25 protein-coding genes are annotated in these 23,740 nt (G+C 38.5%); 17 read left to right on the top strand and 8 right to left on the bottom strand.

The window, feature by feature from the left end:
- The first annotated feature begins 38 nt into the window (after window positions 1-38).
- From ACJVDK_RS07675 to ACJVDK_RS07620, 12 genes are all read left to right on the top strand, one after another.
- Window positions 39-224 (top strand): hypothetical protein, encoded by a 186-nt coding sequence (locus ACJVDK_RS07675; protein ID WP_443939693.1) that lies wholly within the window; start codon window positions 39-41, stop codon window positions 222-224.
- A 131-nt stretch (window positions 225-355) separates the two neighbouring features.
- Window positions 356-1,741 carry a phosphoglucosamine mutase gene (glmM, locus tag ACJVDK_RS07670; RefSeq protein WP_443939692.1) on the top strand — a complete coding sequence of 462 codons (1,386 nt, stop codon included), beginning with the start codon at window positions 356-358 and terminating at the stop codon, window positions 1,739-1,741.
- A 27-nt stretch (window positions 1,742-1,768) separates the two neighbouring features.
- Window positions 1,769-2,917 (top strand): cysteine desulfurase family protein, encoded by a 1,149-nt coding sequence (locus tag ACJVDK_RS07665; protein ID WP_443939691.1) that lies wholly within the window; start codon window positions 1,769-1,771, stop codon window positions 2,915-2,917.
- 261 nt (window positions 2,918-3,178) lie between these two features.
- Window positions 3,179-3,373, top strand: a complete 195-nt coding sequence (locus ACJVDK_RS07660; RefSeq protein ID WP_443939690.1) for a hypothetical protein — start codon at window positions 3,179-3,181, stop codon at window positions 3,371-3,373.
- Between the two features lie 75 nt (window positions 3,374-3,448).
- Window positions 3,449-4,348: an MBL fold metallo-hydrolase gene (locus ACJVDK_RS07655; protein ID WP_443939689.1), complete on the top strand. Its 900-nt coding sequence runs from the start codon at window positions 3,449-3,451 to the stop codon at window positions 4,346-4,348.
- Between the two features lie 58 nt (window positions 4,349-4,406).
- Entirely contained in the window at window positions 4,407-5,162 is a 756-nt protein-coding gene (locus ACJVDK_RS07650) for a helix-turn-helix domain-containing protein (RefSeq protein WP_443939688.1), read from the top strand.
- Between the two features lie 28 nt (window positions 5,163-5,190).
- Window positions 5,191-6,357: an FAD-dependent oxidoreductase gene (locus ACJVDK_RS07645; protein ID WP_443939687.1), complete on the top strand. Its 1,167-nt coding sequence runs from the start codon at window positions 5,191-5,193 to the stop codon at window positions 6,355-6,357.
- Window positions 6,358-6,367: 10 nt separating this feature from the next.
- The gene (locus tag ACJVDK_RS07640) at window positions 6,368-6,901 is read left to right on the top strand and encodes a Crp/Fnr family transcriptional regulator (protein ID WP_443939686.1); all 534 of its coding nucleotides are present in this window, start codon (window positions 6,368-6,370) and stop codon (window positions 6,899-6,901) included.
- A 75-nt stretch (window positions 6,902-6,976) separates the two neighbouring features.
- Complete coding sequence (locus tag ACJVDK_RS07635; protein WP_443939685.1) at window positions 6,977-7,570, top strand: NAD(P)H-dependent oxidoreductase; 594 nt, start codon at window positions 6,977-6,979, stop codon at window positions 7,568-7,570.
- Window positions 7,571-7,619: 49 nt separating this feature from the next.
- Window positions 7,620-8,069, top strand: coding sequence for an NAD(+)--rifampin ADP-ribosyltransferase (arr, locus tag ACJVDK_RS07630; RefSeq protein WP_443939684.1), 450 nt, complete (start codon window positions 7,620-7,622; stop codon window positions 8,067-8,069).
- 286 nt (window positions 8,070-8,355) lie between these two features.
- Window positions 8,356-9,684: a cytochrome ubiquinol oxidase subunit I gene (locus ACJVDK_RS07625; RefSeq protein ID WP_443939683.1), complete on the top strand. Its 1,329-nt coding sequence runs from the start codon at window positions 8,356-8,358 to the stop codon at window positions 9,682-9,684.
- Between the two features lie 5 nt (window positions 9,685-9,689).
- Window positions 9,690-10,694 (top strand): cytochrome d ubiquinol oxidase subunit II, encoded by a 1,005-nt coding sequence (locus ACJVDK_RS07620; protein ID WP_443939682.1) that lies wholly within the window; start codon window positions 9,690-9,692, stop codon window positions 10,692-10,694.
- A gap of 9 nt (window positions 10,695-10,703) precedes the next feature.
- Here the strand turns inward: ACJVDK_RS07620 and ACJVDK_RS07615 are convergent, their stop codons facing one another.
- Window positions 10,704-11,168 (bottom strand): YciI family protein, encoded by a 465-nt coding sequence (locus ACJVDK_RS07615; protein ID WP_443939681.1) that lies wholly within the window; start codon window positions 11,166-11,168, stop codon window positions 10,704-10,706.
- A 247-nt stretch (window positions 11,169-11,415) separates the two neighbouring features.
- A complete protein-coding gene (gene accD, locus ACJVDK_RS07610) occupies window positions 11,416-12,261 on the bottom strand; it encodes an acetyl-CoA carboxylase, carboxyltransferase subunit beta (protein WP_443939680.1) in 846 nt (281 codons plus the stop codon).
- Window positions 12,262-12,476: 215 nt separating this feature from the next.
- Here accD and fbaA point away from each other — a divergent pair, with 215 nt between their 5' ends.
- The 3 genes from fbaA (at window position 12,477) to ACJVDK_RS07595 (ending at window position 14,551) form a co-directional block, all read left to right on the top strand.
- Window positions 12,477-13,556 (top strand): class II fructose-bisphosphate aldolase, encoded by a 1,080-nt coding sequence (fbaA, locus tag ACJVDK_RS07605; protein ID WP_443939679.1) that lies wholly within the window; start codon window positions 12,477-12,479, stop codon window positions 13,554-13,556.
- A 90-nt stretch (window positions 13,557-13,646) separates the two neighbouring features.
- Window positions 13,647-14,129: a low affinity iron permease family protein gene (locus ACJVDK_RS07600; protein ID WP_443939678.1), complete on the top strand. Its 483-nt coding sequence runs from the start codon at window positions 13,647-13,649 to the stop codon at window positions 14,127-14,129.
- Window positions 14,129-14,551: a GNAT family N-acetyltransferase gene (locus ACJVDK_RS07595; protein WP_443939677.1), complete on the top strand. Its 423-nt coding sequence runs from the start codon at window positions 14,129-14,131 to the stop codon at window positions 14,549-14,551. The genes ACJVDK_RS07600 and ACJVDK_RS07595 overlap by 1 nt, the downstream gene beginning before the upstream one ends.
- 20 nt (window positions 14,552-14,571) lie before the next feature.
- Here the strand turns inward: ACJVDK_RS07595 and ACJVDK_RS07590 are convergent, their stop codons facing one another.
- The 6 genes from ACJVDK_RS07590 to ACJVDK_RS07565 all read right to left on the bottom strand — a co-directional run bounded on the left by ACJVDK_RS07590 (window position 14,572) and on the right by ACJVDK_RS07565 (window position 22,269).
- Window positions 14,572-15,417: a hydroxymethylglutaryl-CoA lyase gene (locus ACJVDK_RS07590; protein ID WP_443939676.1), complete on the bottom strand. Its 846-nt coding sequence runs from the start codon at window positions 15,415-15,417 to the stop codon at window positions 14,572-14,574.
- A gap of 25 nt (window positions 15,418-15,442) precedes the next feature.
- On the bottom strand, window positions 15,443-15,898 hold the full coding sequence (locus tag ACJVDK_RS07585; RefSeq protein WP_443939675.1) for a methylglyoxal synthase: 456 nt from the start codon (window positions 15,896-15,898) through the stop codon (window positions 15,443-15,445).
- An 11-nt stretch (window positions 15,899-15,909) separates the two neighbouring features.
- Entirely contained in the window at window positions 15,910-17,244 is a 1,335-nt protein-coding gene (locus ACJVDK_RS07580; protein WP_443939674.1) for an NAD(P)/FAD-dependent oxidoreductase, read from the bottom strand.
- Between the two features lie 141 nt (window positions 17,245-17,385).
- Entirely contained in the window at window positions 17,386-20,382 is a 2,997-nt protein-coding gene (gene secDF / locus ACJVDK_RS07575; RefSeq protein ID WP_443939673.1) for a protein translocase subunit SecDF, read from the bottom strand.
- Window positions 20,383-20,590: 208 nt separating this feature from the next.
- Window positions 20,591-21,088 (bottom strand): dihydrofolate reductase, encoded by a 498-nt coding sequence (locus ACJVDK_RS07570; protein WP_443939672.1) that lies wholly within the window; start codon window positions 21,086-21,088, stop codon window positions 20,591-20,593.
- 359 nt (window positions 21,089-21,447) lie between these two features.
- Window positions 21,448-22,269 carry a thymidylate synthase gene (locus ACJVDK_RS07565; RefSeq protein ID WP_443939671.1) on the bottom strand — a complete coding sequence of 274 codons (822 nt, stop codon included), beginning with the start codon at window positions 22,267-22,269 and terminating at the stop codon, window positions 21,448-21,450.
- Between the two features lie 156 nt (window positions 22,270-22,425).
- Here ACJVDK_RS07565 and ispE point away from each other — a divergent pair, with 156 nt between their 5' ends.
- Together ispE and ACJVDK_RS07555 are read left to right on the top strand one after the other, a co-directional pair.
- Window positions 22,426-23,229, top strand: coding sequence for a 4-(cytidine 5'-diphospho)-2-C-methyl-D-erythritol kinase (ispE, locus tag ACJVDK_RS07560; protein WP_443939670.1), 804 nt, complete (start codon window positions 22,426-22,428; stop codon window positions 23,227-23,229).
- 92 nt (window positions 23,230-23,321) lie between these two features.
- Window positions 23,322-23,735 carry an OsmC family protein gene (locus ACJVDK_RS07555; RefSeq protein WP_443939669.1) on the top strand — a complete coding sequence of 138 codons (414 nt, stop codon included), beginning with the start codon at window positions 23,322-23,324 and terminating at the stop codon, window positions 23,733-23,735.
- The last annotated feature ends 5 nt before the right edge of the window (window positions 23,736-23,740 follow it).

Raw genomic sequence — 23,740 nt, 5'->3', positions numbered from 1 at the left:
GTCGCCCTTTTGTACAGAATGTGGCATAAAAATTAAAAATGGAAGAAGGTTCAGAAAATGAACGGAAGGAGTACTTGGTAAACAGCAGTCCTGCCATTCGCTTTAGCCCGAAGAAAAACCGGGCTGCCCGCTGCTGTCAGGTTTATTTCCGTGCGTCAGTAGCTTTTGGAACAGTTTTTTCAGACAAAAAGCCAAAAAAATATTTACGCCAAAGCACCAATTAACAAACGTATGTTTTAGTCAAATTAGAGCAGTAAACCAATTATAAGCCAAGTGTAAAACACCCGTTTAGCATGCATAAGTACCTGCTATTTTGATTTTTTTGTTAGATTTGCAACAATCTAATATACTTCAAGTGACTTTAATAAAATCTATCTCAGGGATTCGCGGAACTATTGGAGGAGAAGCCGGAAACGGACTTACACCAATAGATATTGTAAAATTTACAGCAGCTTTCGGAAGCTGGACAGCACAAAAAAGCGGAATTAAAAAAATTGTAATCGGACGTGATGCACGCATCTCGGGCGAAATGGTAAACAATCTAGTAATCGGAACTTTGCAAGGCTTAGGAATCGAGGTAATCGATTTAGGCTTATCAACAACACCAACAGTAGAAGTTGCCGTTCCCGATGAAGAAGCAGGAGGTGGCATCATTTTAACTGCCAGCCACAATCCAAAACAATGGAACGCCTTAAAATTATTGAACCACAAAGGCGAATTTATTAACGATGCAGACGGAAAAGAAGTGTTGGAGCTAGCAGAAAGTGCCGCATTTGAATTTGCCGATGTAGATAAACTAGGTAAAGTAACCAAAAACGATACCTACCTTCAAAAACACATTGATAAAGTATTGGCCTTGCCTTTGGTTGATGTGGATGCAATTAAAGCAGCCAACTTTAAAGTGGTAATTGATTGCGTAAACTCAACTGGCGGTATTTTTATCCCCGCTTTGTTAAAAGCTTTGGGTGTATCGCAAGTAGTAGAATTGTACTGTGAGCCAAACGGGCATTTTCCACACAATCCAGAACCACTTCCAGAGCATTTAACCGAAATTTCGAAGGAAGTACAAAAACAAAATGCCGATTTAGGAATTGTTGTAGACCCCGATGTAGACCGTTTATGCTTTGTAAACGAAGACGGTAGCATGTTTGGCGAAGAATATACCTTGGTAGCCGTTGCCGATTACGTATTAAAAAATACACCCGGAAACACGGTATCCAATTTATCGTCAACACGCGCTTTACGCGATGTAACCGAAAAAGCAGGGCAAGAATACCATGCATCGGCCGTAGGCGAAGTAAACGTGGTGAACAAAATGAAAGAAGTGAATGCCGTAATTGGTGGCGAGGGTAACGGCGGAATCATTTATCCAGAATCGCATTACGGAAGAGATGCATTGGTTGGAATCGCGTTGTTCTTAACCCATTTAGCCAAATTCGGAAAATCAATCTCGGTTTTACGTAAGAGCTATCCGGCATACCACATTTCTAAAAATAAGATTACCCTTACGCCAGAAATGGATATCGATAACTTATTAAAACAAGTAGAAGAACGCTATAAAAAACAGCCTTACAGCACTATCGACGGGTTAAAAATCGAGTTCGATAAAACATGGGTACATTTGCGTCGTTCTAATACAGAGCCAATTATCCGCATTTATAGTGAAGCTGAAAGCGAAACAATAGCCGAGAATTTGGCAAATAAAATTATTTCAGACATTAAAGAAATATTGCATCTGTAAGCAGTAGAGCGCATAAAATAGTAGAATATGAAAAGGGTTTATTTAGATAATGCCGCAACCACACCATTGGATCCTGCGGTAATTGCAGAGATGACAAATGTGATGGAGAATTATTATGGAAACCCATCCGCTATTCATGCACTCGGCAGAGAAGTGAGAACGATTGTAGAGAAAGCACGTAAAACCGTTGCTTCTTTGTTACATGCATCACCATCCGAAATATTTTTTACCTCTGGCGGTACCGAGGCCGATAACACAGCTATTCGCTGTGGCATTTCAGCGTACGGAATTAAGCACGCCATTACATCAAAAATTGAACACCATGCAGTTGAGCATACCTTAAATACGATGCTTAAAAATGGCGAAATCGACAAATTAAGCTTCGTAAACATCGATAGCAAAGGAAATGTAGATTACGACCATTTAGAAGAGTTGTTACAAAACAACGAGCGTACATTTGTATCGATAATGCACGCCAATAACGAGTTGGGTACGCTAAACGATATGAAACGGGTGGGCGATATTTGCGAAAAATACGATGCCATTTACCATGCCGATACGGTACAAACCATGGGGCATTACCTGCACAACGTTCGCGAGCTAAAAGCACATTTTATTGTATGTGCGGCACACAAGCTTCACGGACCAAAAGGAGTGGGCTTTTTGTACGTAAATAGCAACATTAAAATACCACCCATGATTTACGGTGGCGCGCAAGAACGCAACATGCGCGGCGGAACCGAAAATGTGTACGGTATTGTAGGCTTAGCAAAAGCATTGGAAATTGCCTATGCAGAAATGGCTGAGCACCAAAGCTATATTCAAGGGTTAAAAGACTATTTAAAAGAACAGTTACTTGCCGAAGTTCCGGGGATTGGTTTTAATGGCGAAACCGATGCCGATAAAAGTTTATATACGGTATTAAATGTGTCCTTCCCAGAGATGGATATGGGCGATATGCTGTTGTTTAACTTAGATATAAATGGAATTTGCGCCTCGGGTGGAAGCGCCTGTTCATCAGGCTCTAACATTGGTTCGCATGTGCTAACAGCTATCAATGCCGACCCAAATCGTCCTTCGGTTCGTTTCTCTTTTAGTAAATACACCACAAAAGAGGAATTAGATTACGTAGTTGAGCAAGTAAAAGCAGTGGTAAAGCAAAATGCTTTAGCCTAAGATTCTTACTAACCAAATAGGAAGGCCTCGACGTTTCAGTTGAGGCTTTTTTGTTTTTCATCACTAAAATAATGAGAATAGCTTATTTTCATCTCTTTAAATTTTAGTATATTTAAGTGAAATTTGGATAGTTAAGTATGTTAAAAAGCTTGTTGCCAATTCTTGTAACCTCGTTAGTTTGAACCTATACCAAACTTTTAACTCCCCAATAGAGGTTATTTCAGCAAATTTCAAATATGAATGGATCTTAAACCTACATATATGAAATCAGAAAAAAAAACAGGGAATAACATTAAGAATGTGAAGCCCGAATCGGAAAAACGTCACATGGATAACCTGGAAAGGAATTCAACGTCCATTGAAAGCACCCATTTTTTTAGTAAGCACCACAATCGAAATAATCATTCCTTTGGTGGTGGCCATGAACCCGGAACACTGCCCGGTGCAGGGGTGTAAACCAAATTTTTAATAAGACTATAATTTAGTACATTTAAACCACAACAATTTGAGTGGTTTAAATGTATTAGTATCATGGAAAGAAGAACGTTTATTAAAAATTCTGCATTGGCAATGGCCTTATTGGCGGTTTATAAAACGGATGCTTTTGCTTTAACAAATCCCTTTCGAGCCTATACTTTTAAGCCTTTACGTAATAATGTAGGGTATTTTACCGAGCAAGGTGGAACCATTGGTTGGCTTAACTCCTCAAGTGGTTTTGCGGTGGTTGATGCACAATTTCCTACCTCGGCTAGCCATGTCATTGAGGAATTGAAAAAGCTGAATGAAAAGCCATTTAAATACTTGCTAAATACCCATCATCATGGCGATCATACTGCTGGAAATATAGCTTTTAAAGGTTTGGCAGAAAAGGTAGTAGCTCATCAAAATTCCTTGGTCAATCAGAAAAGAACAGCTGAAAAGGCCAATTCGATGGATAAACAGCTTTTACCTGATAGTACTTTCGGTACCGGATGGAAAGCTAAAATTGGCGACGAAAGAATTAGTGCGTATTATTACGGCTCTGGTCATACCAATGGCGATGCCATTTATCATTTCGAAAATGCGAATATTGTGCACGTAGGCGACTTGGTTTTTAATCGGAAGTTTCCGTACATCGATCGTGAAAATGGTGCACATATAGGCAATTGGATTACTGCGCTTGATAAAATTCAAAATCAATTTGATAACGACACCGTGTTCATTTGGGGACATAGCCTCGACCCTGAGAAAGTAACAGGAGGCAAAGCCGATGTAAAGGCCTTTCAAAATTATCTGCAAAATTTAATGGCGCATGTTGGTGCGGAGATTAAAGCAGGTAAATCGCTCGAGGCTATCTTAAAAACAACTTCCATTCCTAAAGCCGATGAATGGAAAGGAGAGGGGATTCAGCGTAGTTTAAAGGCCGCTTATGAAGAGTTAACAGGCGCATAGGAATGGTGGTCTAGCTCTTAAATTTATATGAATACGTGATTGGAAAAAGAATGAACGGATGAATACAGACCTTTATTTTGAAGTACAGAAACCCAATCTGCAACTAGCCGATTTTGTAGAAAGCTTTTGGCAACTGCAAAATATATCCGAAGAAGAAAAAAATATTGTTGTTTTACCTGACGGACGGATTGATTTAGTCTTTTCTCAATCGGATACAGAACCTTTTCATATCACACTTTCCGGCCTGGAAACGCAGGCAGATCAAGCCGTGTTAAGACCGGGAGTAAAGTTGTTTGCTATTAGTTTTAAACTGCTGGCAACTGAATATATTTTACAAAACTCTATTTCCAATTTGGTTGATTATGCCACTTATTTGCCGCTTGATTTTTGGGGATTCAACGCCAATGATTTGCAGGATTTCAATCTCTTTTGTGAAAAGGCTACCCAAAAAATTCAATCGCTCCTTCCAATTGAGTTGGATAATCGGAAGAAGCTACTTATGGACTTGATTTATTCGTCAAAAGGGGCTTTAACCGTGCAAGAACTTTCGGAAAGGGTGTTTTGGAGTAGTCGACAAATCAATCGGTATTTCAATCAGCAATTTGGCATTTCATTAAAAACCTATTGCAACATTCTTCGTTTTCGGGCATCGTTTTCACAAATCAAAGAAGGGAAGCTATTCCCGGAACAAAATTTTGCCGATCAATCGCATTTTATAAAGCAAGTAAAAAAGCTTTCGGGTGTTTCACCTAAAGAATTAAATCAAAATCAAAACGACCGATTTATACAATTATTAGCCGCCGAATCAAACTAGTTTTGTCTCATTAATAAAAGGAGATAATATGTTATTAAAAGATAAACAAGTAGCAATCGTAGGCGGAGGTCCCGGTGGCTTAACATTAGCCAGACTGTTACAGCTTTCAAATGTCCATGTAAAGGTATACGAGCGCGATTTAAATGAAAATGCGCGCGTGCAAGGTTCGCCGCTCGATTTACACGAAGAATCGGGGTTAGCGGCACTCAGCAAAGCCAATTTATTGGAAGAATTTAAACGCAATTACCTGCCTGGAGCCGATCGAATGAAAATAATGAGCCCAAATGCAGAGGTGTTGTATAGTGACCACGAAAGCAAAGCGAAAGAAGATTTTGGAAACGAACATTTTCGTCCTGAGATAGATCGCGGCGTGCTGCGAAATATACTTTTGGACTCACTACAGCCGCAAACAGTGGTGTGGGATAGCCATTTTATATCGATGGAAAAAGAAAACGAAGGTTGGCGTTTACATTTTAAAAATGGACATTCGGTCTATGCCGATTTAGTAATCGCTGGAGATGGAGCCAATTCAAAAATCCGACCATACCTCACCCAGATAAAAGCTTTTTACTCAGGTATTACCATGCTTGAAGGTGTAATTTACGATGCAAAGGATACTGCGCCTAAAATTTCTGATTTACTGAGCGGAGGAAAAATAATGGCCTTTGGGAACGAAAAAAACATCCTTTTAGGACAAAAAGCAGAGGGTGAAATAGGCTTTTATGCAAGCTTTAGAGCCGATGAAAAATGGGCAGATAAAAGCGACTTAGATTTTTCAGATAAAGAAGCAGTACTCAATTGGTTTAAAAACGAATATGCTGAGTGGGATAGCATTTGGTCAGAATTGTTTGAGAAAGCAAGCACCGCATTTGTTCCTCGACCAATTTATTGCATGCCAACAGACCAAAATTGGGATAGTTTACCTACTTTAACGCTATTGGGCGATGCGGCACACGTAATGCCTCCCTTTGCAGGCGAAGGAGTGAACATGGCTATGCGCGATGCTTTGGATTTAAGCATTTACCTAACCGACGAAAAGTATAGCACCATACACGAAAGCATAACGGCTTATGAAAATACTATGCGGACACGTGCAGCCATTGCGGCTCAAGAATCGCTAGATAATAGCGAAGCAATGCACAACAAAGAGGCCTTAACAACGATGGTTGAATTTTTTAGTCAACATGTGAATTAATAGCAGATACATGAGCATTTCAAAAATAGTAGATTGGGATAAATACACGCATCTTTTTGAACAGCGTGAAATATCGGCTAAAACCACCTTGTTGGAAGAAGGAGAGATTTCAAAAACTATTTTTTTTGTAAAAAAGGGATGTTTGCGCTGTTGGTTTAATAACGATGGGAAAGATGTAACCTTTCAGTTTTTCTTTGAAAATGCGCTGGTTTCTTCAATAGAAAGTTTTAGAATGAACGAGCCAAGTTTGTTCACGATAGAAAGTATTGAACCGACTGTGGTTCTGTGTATTTCGAAAAAGGATTTTGAGTTTATCTTGGCGCAATCTGAAGAAGCAAATAGGGAGTTGGAGAAACATATTTTAGAGCGTTTAGTACGTTACCAAAAGTTGTTTTTATCACGAATAAAGGATAATCCGCAGAAACGGTACGAGGAATTGCTCCTTCAACAACCCGAAATTTTACAGCGTGTACCGCAACACTATATTGCATCGTATTTGGGCATTACCTCTGTTTCGTTGAGCAGAATACGAAACAGACGCTAATTAATTAACAATTGTTATTGTTTGAGGGGGTGTGTATGGCTCAATTTTGTACTGTACAAATTAAAACAATGCAAAATGAGAGTAGTAATCGTATTCAACCACCCATACAAAGGAAGTTTTTGTAACGCAATTTTACAGGCTGTAAACCAAGGGCTTGAACGCGCAAATCACGAGATTGATCTAATCCACCTAGATGAAGAAGGCTTTAATCCCGTAATGACAGCAGCCGATTTAAAGGCTTTTAGAGACAAAAAAACGATCGACCCGAAAGTAATCGAATACAAAGAACGGTTAGAAAAGGCCGATCATCTAGTATTTATTTTTCCAATTTGGTGGGAACTAATGCCGGCACTAACAAAAGGTTTTATTGATAAAGTGATGTTCCCGGGCGTAGCGTACGACTATATCAATAGAGAAAATACCCGAATGAAACCCTTGCTAACGAAAGTAAAAGGCATCAGCTTAATTACAACTATGAATACGCCAAAATGGCTTTACTATTTGTTGTTTGGTAACGCCATAAAAAAGGCATTTATTTTGGGAACGTTCTTTAAAATGGGCTATAAAAACCGAAAATGGATTAGTTATAATCAAGTTAAAGCCGCAAGCAAAGAAAAAAGAGAAAAATGGCTAGTTAGGCTTGAAAATAAATTCGCAATTTTAAAATGAAATTAAGGTTTGAAAAATTGAGATAGCCGAAAACATACAACGCATTGAAATGGAAAAAAAGGAACAAAAAAATACTGAGAGTAAAACTGAAGCAAGTGTTTTCACGCAAACATATTTTCATGGAACCAAGGCCGATTTGAAACCAGGCGATTTTATTGAGCCGGGTTTTAATTCAAACTACGGACAACGCAAAAATGCACGGTATATTTTTTTAACTTCCACTTTAGATGCTGCGGTTTGGGGAGCGGAATTAGCTTTTGGTGAAGCTTCCGAAAGGATTTACCTCGTAGAACCGACTGGGGAAATAGAGAATGACCCCGATTTAACCGATAAAAAATTTCCAGGAAATCCAACGCAATCCTTTCGTTCTATGTATCCGTTTAGAGTGTTGGCCGAAGTTATAAACTGGACTGGGCATCCGAAGGCTCAAGTTGATACAATGAAAACCCATCTCGAACAATTGAAAAAACAAGGGGTAAATTCTTTGAACGACGAATAAGTATCAAGTATTAAGACGAATTTACCAGTTTCCTAATTTATTACTCTAGCCCCCTTGCCATTCAACAGTTTAGCCATTCAACAGTTTAGAAAAAAAACAATTGCTACAATTTAGCCCCATGCCATTGACCAATTCAATCAACCAACTAACCAACCAACCAAAAAAACAATTAAAAGATCAATTTATAAACGTTCTATATTTGAAATACTTGGCCAACTAACAAGAAAATAGGTACAGCGAAATCATTAATGAATTATATTTGTTTGTAACCTAATCCTATTCGTATATGGATGATTTCTTAGCTGCACGTTCGCAAATGGCCTTGTCTTTAGGCTTTCACATTATTTTTTCTTGCATAGGTATGGTAATGCCGTTTTTTATGGCTGTATCGCACTATAAATGGCTTAAAACAAACGATGAGGTTTATAAAAACATTACAAAAGCTTGGAGCAAGGGCGTGGCTATTTTCTTTGCTACGGGTGCGGTTTCCGGAACCATGCTGTCGTTTGAATTGGGATTATTGTGGCCCAAATTTATGGAGCATGCAGGACCGATATTTGGGATGCCCTTTTCATTAGAAGGAACTGCCTTTTTTATCGAAGCAATTGCCCTCGGTTTTTTCTTATATGGATGGAATAAATTAAATAAATGGTTTCACTGGTTTACGGGGATGGTAGTAGGCGTAAGTGGCTTAGCCTCGGGCATTTTAGTGGTTGCGGCCAATGCTTGGATGAACAGTCCAGCAGGTTTTGATTATGTAAACGGACAATACCTAAACATCGATCCCATTCAAGCGATGTTTAACCAGGCGTGGTTTACACAATCTTTACACATGTGTTTAGCCGCATTTTCGGCCACGGGTTTTGCGGTAGCAGGAGTGCATGCCTTGATGATTTTACGAAATCGAAACAAAGAATTTCACTTTAAATCGTTTAAAATTGCGGCCGTATTTGCCTGTGTAGCCGCTTTATTACAGCCTTTAAGTGGCGATTTATCGGCCAAGGATGTAGCGAAAAGACAACCAGCTAAATTGGCAGCAATGGAAGCGTTGTATAAAACGCAAAAATCGGCTCCTTTATTGGTTGGCGGTATCGTGGATGAAAAAAATAAAAGCATAAAAGCTGGTATTGAGCTGCCCGGAGCGTTAAGTTTTTTAGCGCATGGCGATTTTAAAGCAGAAGTAAAAGGTTTAGATCAAATTCCTGAAAATGAGCAACCTCCAGTGGCCGTGGTCCACTACGCCTTTCAAATGATGGTGGGCATTGGTACCTTACTACTGGTTTTAGCACTGATATTCTTTTATACAGTTTTACGTAAAAAATCAATTTTAGAAAAAAGATGGTTGCTTAAATTATTCGTCGTGGCAATTCCTTTGGGATATTTAGCATTGGAAGCCGGTTGGGTGGTAACCGAAGTGGGGCGTCAACCTTGGATAATTTACGGAGTAATGCGCACCATTGATGCCGTTACGCCAATGCCGGGTATTTCCTATTCATTTTACATTTTTTCGGCCATTTATGTGTCCTTAAGTGTGGTAGTAACGTTTTTACTGTACCGCCAAATAAAAATGGTTCCGGTGGTGTACGATAAACCTGTTCAAGAAACTCAAAATTAAATGCTATGCAATACGTTGTGATTACCTTTTTATGTTTGGCCATTTTGCTGTATTTTTTGCTTGGCGGAGCCGATTTTGGCGCAGGAATTATCGAACTTTTTACATCGACAAAAAACAGAAGTAAGACCCGAAAAACGATGTATCATGCCATTGGCCCTGTGTGGGAGGCGAATCATATGTGGCTCATCATTGTGGTGGTAATTCTTTTTGTGGGTTTTCCGCGTATTTATAGTGCCATGTCGGTGTATTTGCATATTCCGCTAATCATAATGCTTATTGGAATTATTGCCCGAGGTACGGCCTTTGTGTTTCGTCATTACGATGCCGTTAAAGACGATATGCATTGGTTGTATAACCGTATTTTTCGCTATTCGAGTTTCGTGACTCCTTTTTTCTTAGGGATTATTGCCGCAAGTGTTATCTCAGGACAAATTAATCCTCAGGCGACAGACTTTGTCTCCATTTATATTTTGGGTTGGCTAAATTGGTTTTCAGTAATGGTGGGGTTTTTTACCGTTGCTTTGTGCGGCTTTTTAGCCGCCGTTTATTTGATTGGCGAAACCAATAATCAACGGGATAAAGAACGTTTTACGCAAAAGGCTGTATGGATGAACATTGCTGCGGTTGTTTTTGGGGCTTTGGTGTTTGTTTCCGCTTATTTTATGGAGGTTCCTTTGTTAAATTGGATGTTTAAGAACGAAGTAGGTTTTATTGCCATCGTTTTAGCAAGTTTATCGCTCGTACTGCTGTGGTATTTGTTGCGAAAGGGGAGAACTAAAATTGTCCGTTTGTTAGCTGGTTTTCAGGTAACGATGATTTTGCTAGCCATCAGTTATGCGCACTTTCCGAATTTCATTCGCTTTAAAGACGGACAAGTTTTGTCGCTTTTTGATACAATCGCTCCTGCAAAAACCATTTATAGTTTAGGAATGGCTTTGGTAATTGGTAGTTTTTTAATTCTACCGTTTTTAGGGTATTTGTTTTATAAGTTTCAGAAAAAAGAAGAATAGCAAAGGGTTTTAAAAGCTTTTCTTTTGAATTTTATCGTGATAGGGTAAATATTCAGGCAGGGCAGCAGAGCCGTACCATTTATACATTTCGGCTTCTAGGAGTTGCGCGTTTATAGCGGGGTCTGCAGCCAAAAGTTGCTTGGCTTCGTCGAGCGATTGGGTGTTTAAAATGAATATTCCACGGTAATTTTTATCATTTTTGCCCATTGGACCCGCAACTACTAATTTTTGTGCAGCAACCATTTTTTCCATATTGGCCATGTGTCCAGCGAATAAACTATCGGTTTTGGCCTTGGTTTCTTGGGAGTTGCTACCACTCTTTAGGATAACAAGGATATACATTTTCATGCCGTATTCATCGGATCCGAGTTTTTTGGCTAACGTTTCATCGTAGGCTACTTTTTCTTTTTTTTCTTGTGCTTTTACCACAGAAATAGCAACTGTGAGGCACAGTAAAAGAATGATTTTTTTCATGGTTACCTTGGTTTATATCCTAAAAATACGAAAATTATGTTTTGTTTTGAGCTGGATTTCAATTCAAAAGGGTTGCCAATTAGCCAGCTAAACCTGATTGGCGTGAAAAGCCCGCATCCCGATTTTTCATCGGGAGAGGACTTGAAACAAAAAGCAGGACTGTAGCCTCCGACGAGGTACAAATCCTGCTTTTCTTATTTTTAAAAAACGATGTGTTAAGAGCTGTTTGCTAAAATAAATTAGCCGACTAGTTGTTCATCATTTTGATGAAAGTTCCTAATTTTTCTTTCATTTGTCTTCTGTCGACAATGAAATCGAGGAAGCCGTGCTCTAAAACGAACTCAGATGTTTGAAATCCTTTTGGTAAATCTTTTTTGATGGTTTCTTTGATTACACGTGGACCGGCAAAGCCGATTAAAGCACCTGGTTCTGCAATGTTAATGTCGCCAAGCATTGCATAAGATGCGGTAACACCACCGGTTGTTGGGTCGGTTAATAAAGAGATATACGGAATTTTTGCTTGACTTAACAAGGCCAATTTTGCCGATGTTTTAGCCATCTGCATTAATGAAAATGCAGCCTCCATCATACGCGCACCACCTGATTTGGAAATCATTAAGAACGGGATTTTGTGTTTTAAGCTGTAGTCAATTGAACGTGCAATTTTTTCGCCAACTACCGAACCCATTGATCCGCCAATGAAAGCAAAATCCATACAAGCGATTACGATATCTTCGCCTTCGATTTTACCGGTTGCCGCACGAATAGCGTCTTTTAAGCCTGTTTTCTTTTGGCTTTCGATAATTCGGTCTGTATAAGGTTTGTTGTCGTTAAATTCAAGTGGGTCGCCAGAAGTTAAATTGGCAAAAAGTTCCTTAAATTGATTGTTGTCGAATAAAACTTCGAAATATTCTTTTGAACCAACACGCAAATGGTAATCGCAGTAGTGGCAAACGTATTTGTTTTCTTGAAGCTCTGCTTGATGCAGTGGTTTTTTACAATTTGGACATTTGTTCCACAAACCATCAGGTGCTTCTTTTTTCTCTTCGGTTGTGGTTATTATACCTTTTTTCTCTCTTTTAAACCAAGCCATATAATTTTTTGAACAATTGGATTGCAAAGAAACGAAAAAATATTTTAACTCTTGTTATTATATTTAGTGTAATAATTACACTATGCTTCTTGTATTTTTGACACTAAAGGGCGTTTATTTTAGCTTGGAGCAATAATTGTGCGTTAAAAAAGATATGAAATGTTATTTTTTTTTATAACTTCGAACATAATAAAACCTAATAATTTTAACTAAAAATGAGTTTAAAAGGCTACAAAGGCGTAATTTACGGAGATGCCGTTCAAGAATTGTTTGAGCAGGCTAAGAAACATCAGTTTGCATTACCTGCGGTAAACATTACTGGAACCAATACCATTAATGCAGTAATGGAAACAGCTAAGGCGGTAAACTCGCCGGTGATGATTCAATTGTCGAACGGTGGTGCGCAATTTTATGCGGGTAAATCGTTGGATAATACCAAATTGGAGGCATGTATTTTAGGCGCTGTATCGGCTGCTAAACATGTACATTTATTAGCAGAACACTATGGTGTAGCAGTAGTGTTGCATACAGACCACGCTGCTAAAAAGTTATTGCCTTGGATTGATGGTTTGTTGGATCATGGTGAGAAATTCTTTGCTGAGACCGGTAAACCTTTGTTCTCTTCGCATATGTTGGATTTATCGGAAGAGTCGATTGAAGAAAACATGGAAATTTCTGCTAAGTATTTAGCGCGCATGGCGAAAATGAACATGACCATTGAAATTGAATTAGGTGTAACTGGAGGAGAAGAAGATGGTGTAGATAACAGTGATGTAGATAGTTCTAAATTATATACCCAACCAAGTGAAGTAGCATACGCGTACGAAGAGTTAAGCAAAGTTTCTCCACGTTTTACGGTGGCGGCAGCTTTTGGTAATGTACACGGTGTGTATAAGCCAGGTAACGTAAAATTACAACCGGTTATTTTGAAAAACTCACAAGAGTTTTTGAAAGAAAAATTTGGCTTAACTGCTGAAAAACCAATCAATTTTGTTTTTCATGGTGGTTCTGGTTCATCGCAAGAAGAAATTAGAGAAGCGATTTCGTACGGTGCTATTAAAATGAATATTGATACGGATATGCAATGGGCTTTCTGGGAAGGTATTTTAGATTTCTACAAAGAAAACGAAGCTTATTTGCAAGGTCAAATTGGTAACCCAGATGGTGAAGATAAGCCTAATAAGAAATATTACGACCCACGTGTTTGGTTGCGTAAAGCGGAAGAAAACTTTGTAAAACGTTTAAAAGTAGCATTCGAAGATTTGAATTGCATTAACGTAAACGATAAACTTTAAAAGTTCATAAAATATTAATAGGAAAAGCGCTATAAATTAAAAACTATAGCGCTTTTTTGTTGTTTAAGGATTATTATGTAAATTTCTTTGATGAAAAAATCTAGCCCTGATCAAAAAAAAAATAAACTTTTTGAACGATTTGCCAATGCTGCCACAAAGTTTACGGGAAGTTCGCCAGCCTTTTTAATGGCGGTTGCTGTTGTGGTTATTTGGGCTGTAACAGGGCCAATTTTTGACTATTCAGAAACATGGCAGTTGGTAATCAATACCGGAACTACAATTATTACATTTTTAATGGTATTTTTAATTCAGAAAGCCCAAAATAAAGATGGTAAGGCTATTCAATTGAAACTAAATGAATTAATTGCGGCGAACGAGAAATCGAGCAACCGTATGATTGATTTAGAAGATTTAACCGAGGATGAATTGGATCAATTGCATACATTTTATGCCACATTAGCGAAGTTAGCGAAGAAAGAAAGCGATATTCATTGTTCGCATTCAATTGACTCGGCAAATGAAAATAGTAAAGAGAAATTACTTAAGAATAAACACTTTAAACGGAAAAGATAATGAGCTTACTTGTTCAAAAAGTTAATCATCCACAAGATTTAGAAAAGGTTTTTGCTATTCGGAAAATTGTTTTTGTTGAGGAACAAAACTGTCCGCCGGAATTGGAATGGGAACATGAAGAAGAGTCGGTTCATTTTTTAGCTACGAGCGATGGAGTACCTTGTGGGGCTTGCCGTTGGCGTAAAACCGATCAAGGTTATAAGCTGGAGCGCTTTGCTGTTTTAAAAGAGTTTCGTAAGCATGGTGTAGGAAGAGCCATGATTGCTGAAGTATTAAATGATTTGCCAGAGGATGCGCACTATGTTTATTTGCACGCGCAGTTGGAGGCCGTTAGTTTATATGCTAAATTTGGATTTGTTGCCGAACCAGAGCAATTTGAAGAGGCGGGTATCATGCATGTTAAGATGGTGAGGAAAATTTAGCCGTTTCAAGAAACAGCACTTTAACCAAAAATTTTTTCAGAAAAAGCCATCGCTTCAGCCCATTTGTCGAGGTTTAAACCAACGTTTTCTTCTTGCTTATGGAGGAAGGAGATAACCTGTTCCGTAGCAATGTTTCCAGTAAGCGAATCTGCAGCCATCGGACAACCCCCGTAGCCTTTAAGCGCAGAATCTATGCGTTTTACACCCGCATGGTAAGCTGCTTTTATTTTTTCGAGACTATGCTGCGGTGTTGAATGCAAATGCACACCGATTTCGGTATTACTAAAAGTTTTTAATAGTGAGGGGAGGATGTTTTCAATTGTTTCAGGTGTAGAAACTCCAATGGTGTCAGAAAGTGCGATGATTTCTACTCCTTCGTTAATCAATACCTGCATCCATTTTTCAATAATTTCGTAATTCCATTCATCTCCATACGGATTTCCAAAGCCCATAGAGAGGTAGATAACGGCTTGTTTGTTGTGTTTATCGCAGTGCGATAATAATTCTATAACTGTGGCAAGTGATTGCTCGATGCTGGAGTTTGTGTTACGTTGCTGAAAAGTTTCTGAAATGGAGAATGGAAAGCCCAAGTATTGTATTTGTGGATGCTTAAGTGCTTCTTCTACACCTCTTAAATTGGCTACGATGGCCAATAGCTTTGTACGGGTATTGCTAAGGTCTAAATTGGCCAAAACTTCGGCAGTATCAGCCATTTGGGGAATTGCCTTAGGCGAAACAAAACTTCCAAAATCGAGGGTATGAAAACCTACTTCTAACAGCAAATTTAAATAGGCCGTTTTAAGTTTAGTAGGGATGAAGCCCTGCAAGCCTTGCATGGCATCTCTCGGACATTCGATAAGTTTCATATTTCCTACTTAATTAAAGGGTTCATTAAACCTTTACGTTTCTGTTTTTATAGGCTTCGTAATCGGTTATATCTGCCTGATAAGGCATTTGCATGTATGGCGAAGAGATTAGAAAATCGGCTGTTGCAATGTCTGATGCCATGGGGATATTCCAAACAATACCAATTCTAAGCAAGGCCTTTACATCTGGGTCGTGTGGCTGTGCTTCCATCGGGTCCCAAAAGAAAAACAACATATCAATTTCTCCTTGGGCTATCAAGGCACCAATTTGCTGGTCGCCACCTAAAGGGCCACTTAATAACTTGCGTACAGGGAGATTTAATCGTTCTTCGATAAGTTTACCGGTGGTGCCCGTAGCAATTAACTCGTGCCCAACAAATACATCTCGATTGGTGGTTAGCCATTTTAATAAATCGTCTTTACGGTTATCGTGGGCAACCAATGCTATTTTTTTATTTGCTGCTAAAGTTTTACGCGTCATTAGATGAAAAGTTAATTAGTTGGTAGTTTATTTTCGGGTAAAGATACATTTGTTCGGTAATCGATGCTTCTATCTTTTGCAAAAGTTCTAATAATTAATCGGGCACCTCGGTCGTAACTAAAATAACTCCATACCCAATTTACAAACACAATTATTTTGTTTCTGAAGCCTACCAAGGTCATCAGATGTACAAACATCCAGGTAAACCAAGCAAATACTCCCTGGAAACGAATTTTACCAATATCGACAACTGCTTTATTTCTGCCTACGGTAGCCATGGATCCCTTGTCGAAATAATTGAAAGGAAGGAGCGGCTTCTTTTCAAGGATGTTGACTAAATTTTTGGCTAGGAGTGTTCCTTGTTGTAAGGCAACCGGGGCTACGCCAGGATGACCATTTGGGGTTTCTTCGGTAATAATGGCGGCAACATCGCCTATGGCATAGATGTTTGAATAGCCAACAATGAGGTTTTGCGCATCGGTTTTTAAGCGCCCCCCGCGCATAATCTCCGCTTTTCCGAGACCCGGAATAACTTGTCCTTTAACACCGGCGCTCCAAATCACGGTGGCCGCCAATAGAGGCTCTTTATCTTGCAGTGTAAGTACTTGACCATCGTAACCCAATACCCGGGTGCTATTCATCACAATAACGCCCATCTTGGTCAGAAAATATTTTGCTTTTTCTTGTGCTTGTACCGACATGGGGCCCAACAGTTCAGGGGAATTTTCAATAAGATAGATTTGAACCTTACTTAAATCCAATTCCGGATAATCGTTCGGAATAACGTGCTTTTTAAGCTCTACAATAGCGCCAGCGGTTTCAACCCCTGTTGGACCACCGCCCACCACTACAAAGTTTAGCAGGGCTTTCTTTTTATCGGGGTTACTTTCAATTAATGATTTTTCAAAATTCTGAAGAATTAAACTTCTTAAGTCCAATGCTTCTGGAATAGATTTCATTGGCATGGCATTTTTTTCAATCTCTTCGTTTCCGAAAAAATTACTGGTTGAGCCCGTTGCCAGCACTAAATAATCGTATTGTATAGTACCTATATCTGTCAACACCGTATTTTCATCGGCCAAAATTTGATTCACTTTGGTTACGCGAAAAATGATGTTTTCTTGTTTTTTGAAAATTTTACGGATGGGAAATGCAATGGAATCGGGCTCCAAGCCTCCGGTGGCAACTTGATAAAGTAAAGGCTGAAAAGTATGGTAATTGTGCTTGTCGAGCATCACTACTTGAAAAGGCTTATTTTTTAATTGCTTGGCAAGTTCTATTCCACCAAATCCACCTCCAACAATCACGACTCTTGGGAACTCACTCTTAGGTATCAGTACTTCCATTTTAGCTGCATTTATAGATTAAATCTAACAAAAATTTAGCCAAATACAGGGTCGCATTGGGATATGACCAAAAAAGTACAGAGCTAAAAAAAGCGCCTCGAATTTAATCGAGGCGCTTTCTATTTTTGGAAACCCGAAGGATTATTTTCTTTTTTCGGCTGAACTACCTAAATCGATTACGATAGGAGTTGAGATACATAATGATGAGTACGTACCAATGATACGACCAATTAACAAGGCAAAGATAAATCCACGAATACTGTCACCTCCAAATACGAAGATTACCAATAAAACGAAGAATACCGTTAACGATGTTAAGATGGTACGACTTAAGGTACTATTTAATGCGAAGTTGATTAAGTTATTACGTTCTTCGCCATGTAAATCATCTTTGCCAGATTCTTTCAATTTCTCGCGGATACGGTCAAATACAACAACTGTTTCTGTCATTGTGTAACCCATTACTGTTAAAATAGCGGCAATAAAATCTTGGCCAATTTCTAAAGAGAATGGTAAAACGCCATCTAAAATGGTATAGAATGATAATACCATTAACACGTCGTGGAACAATGCAATTACAGCACCTAAACCATATTGCCATTTTTTGAAACGAACTACAATATAGATGAACATGAATAAACACGATACCAATACAGCGTAAAATGCACCGTTTACAATGTCGCTAGCAATAATAGGGGTTACTTTTTGCGAGCTTTCAATTTTGTATGCATTATTTACCGTAGTTAATCCTTTGTTTAAAGCATCTTCAACCAATTTATCGGTTTTAATACTTTGATCGGCAATGTGGAAAGTTGTAGTAATTTTTACTTGAGAATCGCCACCAGCTGTTTTTACTTCAGGCGTTTCGTTGTCGAACACTGGAGTTAAAGCTGCTTTTAAATCTTCGGTGTTTACCGCTTTATCAAAGTGAACTAAGTACGTTCTACCACCTTTAAAGTCAACACCTAAGTTTAAACCACCGTTTTTAAAGTACATACCAATGCCGGCAACAATAATGATGGTTGAAATAGCGTAGTAAATTTTACGGCGACCAACAAAGTTGAAAGCCAAGTTTTTGAACGCATTTCTGGTTAAGCTATTATCGAAGCTAATTGGCATTTTGCGTTCCAACATCGAATCGAAAACCACTCTTGAAATTGCAACAGCAGCAAACAATGAAGAAAGAATACCAATACACAACGTAGTGGCAAAACCTTGAACCGGACCGCTACCAAATACATATAAAATGGCACCTAAAATAAATAAGGTTACGTTTGAGTCAATGATTGAAGGCATAGCATGTTTGAAACCTTCTTTAATAGCAGAAGCTGTGTTTCTGCCTAAAGCAAGTTCTTCACGTACACGCTCAAAAATTAAGATATTCGCATCTACCGATAAACCAATGGTTAATACGATACCCGCAATACCAGGTAATGTTAAAACAGCACCTAACGATACTAAAATACCAATGATGAAGAATAAGTTTAGTAACAAGGCAAAGTTAGCTACCCAACCAGCACGGTGGTAATACAAAGCCATGAAAACTAAGATTACGATAAAGGCAATTACGAATGAAATTAAACCGTCGTGAATTGCTTGTGCACCTAACGTTGGACCAACAATGTAGCTACCAGCAATACGAGCAGGAGCAGGTAATTTACCAGCTTTTAAGATGTTTGATAAATCTTTTGTATCAGCTTGCGTAAAGTTACCAGTGATTGAAGAAGTTCCGTTAGGAATTTCTCCATTTACACGTGGAGCTGTGTATACGTTGTTATCTAAAACAATGGCAATAGATTTATTATCGTTTTCATCTTGAATGTTACCAGCTGCTTCAGCAGTCATTTTTTTCCATGTAGCAGCACCTTCAGGCGTCATCCACATGGTTACTTCTGGTTTGTTGTCTTTATCGAAATCAGCACGCGAATCGCTAATGGCATCACCTGCTAAATCAGGTTTTCCATCTGGACTTGTTACTTTAATCGCATATAATTCAAATACTTTAGAACCATCCATTGGCTTTACACTCCACATGAACTTCATGGTAGAAGGAATTGAAGCAGCTACTTCAGGTACTTTAAAATATGCATTTACTTTTGCTGTATCTTTTTGTTGAACCCAACCCACAACGGCACCTGGACGTAATTGTTGTTGTCCATTTTGACCTGCGTATGTAGGCGGTTGTAAAACGGCGAATAAAGGATTTGATTTTAAAGCTTCTGCACGTAAAGCAGTAGAATCTTTTTTACCAAGACCCGCTAACTTGCCTCCTTTCGTTGTATCTGCAGTCGATTTTTCTAAGTTTGCTAACTTGCTATCAGCGGAAGCTTTTGCCGTTGTATCAGCTGTAGCTGCAGGAGTAGTTTGTTTCAATGTAGCAGCTAAGGTTTTGTTGATGCCTTCTAATAAAGGATACACTTCTTGAACCTCGTATACTTGCCAGAATTGTAACTCAGCAGTACCTTGTAATAATTTCGAAACACGCTCTTTATCTTGAATACCTGGCATTTCAATTAAAATGCGGTTACTTCCTTCTTGTTTTTGCATGTTCGGACTTACCACTCCAAAACCATCAATACGTGAACGTAAAATGGTAAATGAACGGTCAATCGCGCTTTCAGCTTCTTTTTCTAAGAAACTTTCAACTTCGCTATTGCTTGAATTTGTTTTTAATTGAGTAGCGTTGTTTTGATTAGAAAAATAATCTGCAAGTTTTACACCTGGGCTTAATTTCTCAAATTCGTTTACAAATAATTTGATGTAATCTTTGCCACCAGCATTTAATTGGGCTTGGGCATTTACCAAGGCTTTGTTAAAATTAGCATCAGTAGGATTACCAGCTAACGATTTAACCAATTCCGATAACGATATTTCCATCGTTACGTTCATACCACCTTTTAAATCTAAACCTAAGTTAACTTCTTTCGATTTAACTTCTTGGTACGTAAAGCCCAAAAGTGGGTATACTTTTACGGTACTCATCGAGTCTAGATAAGCCTTTTCTTTGGCTAAATCACCCTTCGCATAGTCTTTGGCGTCTTTTTCTACACTGGATGATACCAGGGTAAAAGAAAGGGCATACGCACAAACGATAGCTAAAACTATCGCAATAAACTTAATAAAACCTTTTCCTTGCATTGTTTGTTTAAAATAATAATGTCTTTGCTGTTTTTTAACAAGTCGGCAAATCTAATTAAATTTTTAAATTATAGAAGTTCTAAATAGATAATTTATCAACATTAATTTTATGTTAAGCTAATTTTTACGCTATTTTCTGATAATTAGCTCAATAGGTTTTGCCAAAAAGTAATTTTTTTTGTCGTTTTTATTTGGGGGATGAAAGAATTTATTTTCTTTTTAATACCTCAAAAGTATAGTCATAAGGATTTTTTTCATCGGCCGGATGCCGTTCTTTTGAGATTTCTTCCCACTCAGTTCTGTTAATCTCTGGAAAAAATGTGTCGGCATCAAACACATGATGAATGGTGGTTAAATACAAGGTATTGCAGAGCGGTAAAGCTTGGCGATAAATTTCGGCTCCGCCAACAATGAAAACAGGTTTTTCTTCTTGTTTGGTTAGTTCAATGGCTTCTTCTAAGCTATTTACCACTTCCACCTGTTCAATTTTTAAATCTTTTGCGCGTGTAATGACAATGTTGCGGCGTTTCGGCAATGGTCTTCCAACCGAGTCGAATGTTTTGCGTCCCATTACAACGGTGTGTCCGCTGGTGGTTTCTTTAAAGAATTTTAAATCGGCCGGCATGTGCCATAAAAGTTGATTGTCTTTTCCGATTGCCCAGTTTTCGCCTACGGCAACGGCTATTGAAAGGTTATTGTTGGTCATTGGTTGTTTTTTTTGCTAAACTATTGAATTGCAGTGGGCTAAGTTGGAACTGTTAAATTGCTGAGCTGTTGAATAGCGAGAGCCTAGGTTGTATGAATTATCTTAATACTAAATACGCAAAATCTTTATTCTTTGCTCCTTTATCTTTGCTCTCCCGTCTTAATACTAGATACTTGCTACTTATACTCTTTATTCTACTCAAGGAGATTGCATCAGCTCGCGCAAATCCAGTTTAGCAATGAGGAATTTTCTAGATTTTGCTTTGCGCTGTAGTCTTTTTGCTCTTGACACTAGATACTTAATACTCAAAATATTTGTTCTTTGCTCTTGTATCATTATTCTAACTTGATACGTATTGCCTAAACAGCTACCACCCCTTTAATATGCGGATGCGATTCGTAATTTTCTAAGGTAAAATCCTCAAATTTAAAATCGAAGATATTTTTCACTTCTGGATTAATTTTCATGGTTGGCAGCGGTTTTGGTTCTCTGCTCAATTGTAAATGCGCTTGTTCGAGGTGATTGTTGTATAAATGTGCATCGCCTAGGGTGTGGACAAAATCGCCTAAGGCTAAATCGCACACCTGAGCCACCATCATGGTTAACAAAGCATACGAAGCGATGTTAAAAGGAACGCCTAAAAATATATCGGCACTGCGTTGATACAACTGACAGCTTAATTTGCCTTTTGTTTCGCCTTTTTCTACATCAGGCGGGGCCACATAAAACTGAAAAAATGCGTGACACGGAGGTAAGGCCATGTTCTCAATTTCTGCTACGTTCCAGGCAGACACAATGATTCTGCGCGAATCCGGATTGTTTTTTAAGGTATTAATTAAATTGGTTATCTGATCAATATGTTGCCCGTTTGGAGTAGGCCAACTTCTCCATTGCGAACCGTAAACCGGCCCCAAATTTCCATCTGCATCGGCCCATTCATCCCAAATACGTACTCCGTTCTCTTTTAGGTATTTGATATTGGTATCGCCTGATAAGAACCAAATTAATTCGTGTATAATCGATTTTAAATGCAGTTTTTTGGTGGTTACCATTGGGAACCCCTCTTGTAAGTTAAAACGCATTTGATAACCAAATACGCTAATGGTGCCGGTGCCGGTTCGATCGTGTTTTTGAGCGCCTGTATCCAACACATGTTGCATTAAATCTAAATACTGTTTCATATACGTAATTCCCGATATTAGAGTGATAAACGGCTACAAATAACCGAATAGTTATCATAAACTACAATTCTGTTTTTAAACATTTTGTATGTTTGCGCCATGCGATAGGGATTTATCGGTCATAGATGAATTTTGAGTCGTTATAAATGTGTAAAAATGTTAGCCTTTCCCAACGCCAAAATAAATTTAGGTTTAAATATTACCGAGAAACGCTCGGATGGATACCACAATCTGGAAACGGTTTTTTATCCGGTTCAGTTGCATGATGCGGTAGAAATTATCGATGCGGACAAAACTTCTTGTTCCATTTTTGGGATAGACATTCCGGGGGATGCACAAGATAATTTATGCGTAAAGGCTTATCAGTTGATTCAAAAAGATTTTGACATTCCTCCACAACAAATTAATCTGTTAAAGCATATCCCGGTAGGTGCTGGCTTAGGAGGGGGGTCAGCGGATTGTGCATTTGTGCTAAAATTGCTAAATACGAAGTTTAAGCTAGGTTTATCTTTTGAACAATTAGAAGCATATGCGCGTAAGCTAGGTGCCGATTGTGCTTTTTTTATTCAAAATAAGCCAGTATATGCCTTCAATAAAGGGGATGAATTTGAAAATTGCGCAACAGATTTGTCAGCATTTTATAAGGTTTTGGTTAAACCACCCATTCATGTGAGCACAGCCGATGCCTATGCGCATATTACCGCCCAAAAGCCTTTGCAATCCATAAAAGAAATCATACATTTGCCAGTAACAACATGGAAAAGTAAGGTAGTCAACGATTTCGAAAGCTCGGTATTTTTGAAGTATCCTCAAATTCATCAAATAAAAGACAGTTTATACAATGCCGGCGCGGTTTTTTCACTCATGAGTGGAAGCGGTTCCTCGGTATTTGCGCTCTTTAATGAACCCATTAAATTGCCAGAACTGGAAAAAGTCAATGTAGTTTATTATAATGTTTGATTAAGGACTGAGCCTTTAAGGTGTAAGGTTTTGAATTGAGGTATGGTGCTTGAAATTTAAATACCAGCCTCTAAATACAAAGGACAATAAAAATGAATATCAATCTAATCCGCAAAAGCGGGAAATTTAATTTTGAAGCAGAAAACGAGAGCGGTTTTACTGTTGAATTGGACGCAAAGCAAGCCATTGGCGGCGAAGGGAAGGGGTTTAGGCCCATGGAAATGCTTTTGGTAGGCTTAGGAGGCTGCAGTGGTATTGATATGGTTAACATCCTTTCGAAACAAAAACAAGAAATTGATGACATTAAAATTGCCATTTCAGCTTCGCGCAAAGATGAAGAAATGCCGCCTATTTTTGATGAAATCGATATTCGTTTTACCTTATCCGGTAATTTAAATGAGCAAAAGGTGGAAAGAGCCTTGCAAATGACTTTTGATAAATATTGTTCAGTTTCCAATATCTTGGGTCGCTCTGCAAAAATTAATTTTAGTTACGAAATCAAATAGAAATT

Source organism: Pedobacter paludisoli, from assembly GCF_052344095.1.
GTDB lineage: Bacteria > Bacteroidota > Bacteroidia > Sphingobacteriales > Sphingobacteriaceae > Pedobacter.
The sequence above is the reverse complement of the archived record's forward strand: the minus strand, read 5'-3'. Positions and strand labels throughout refer to the sequence as shown.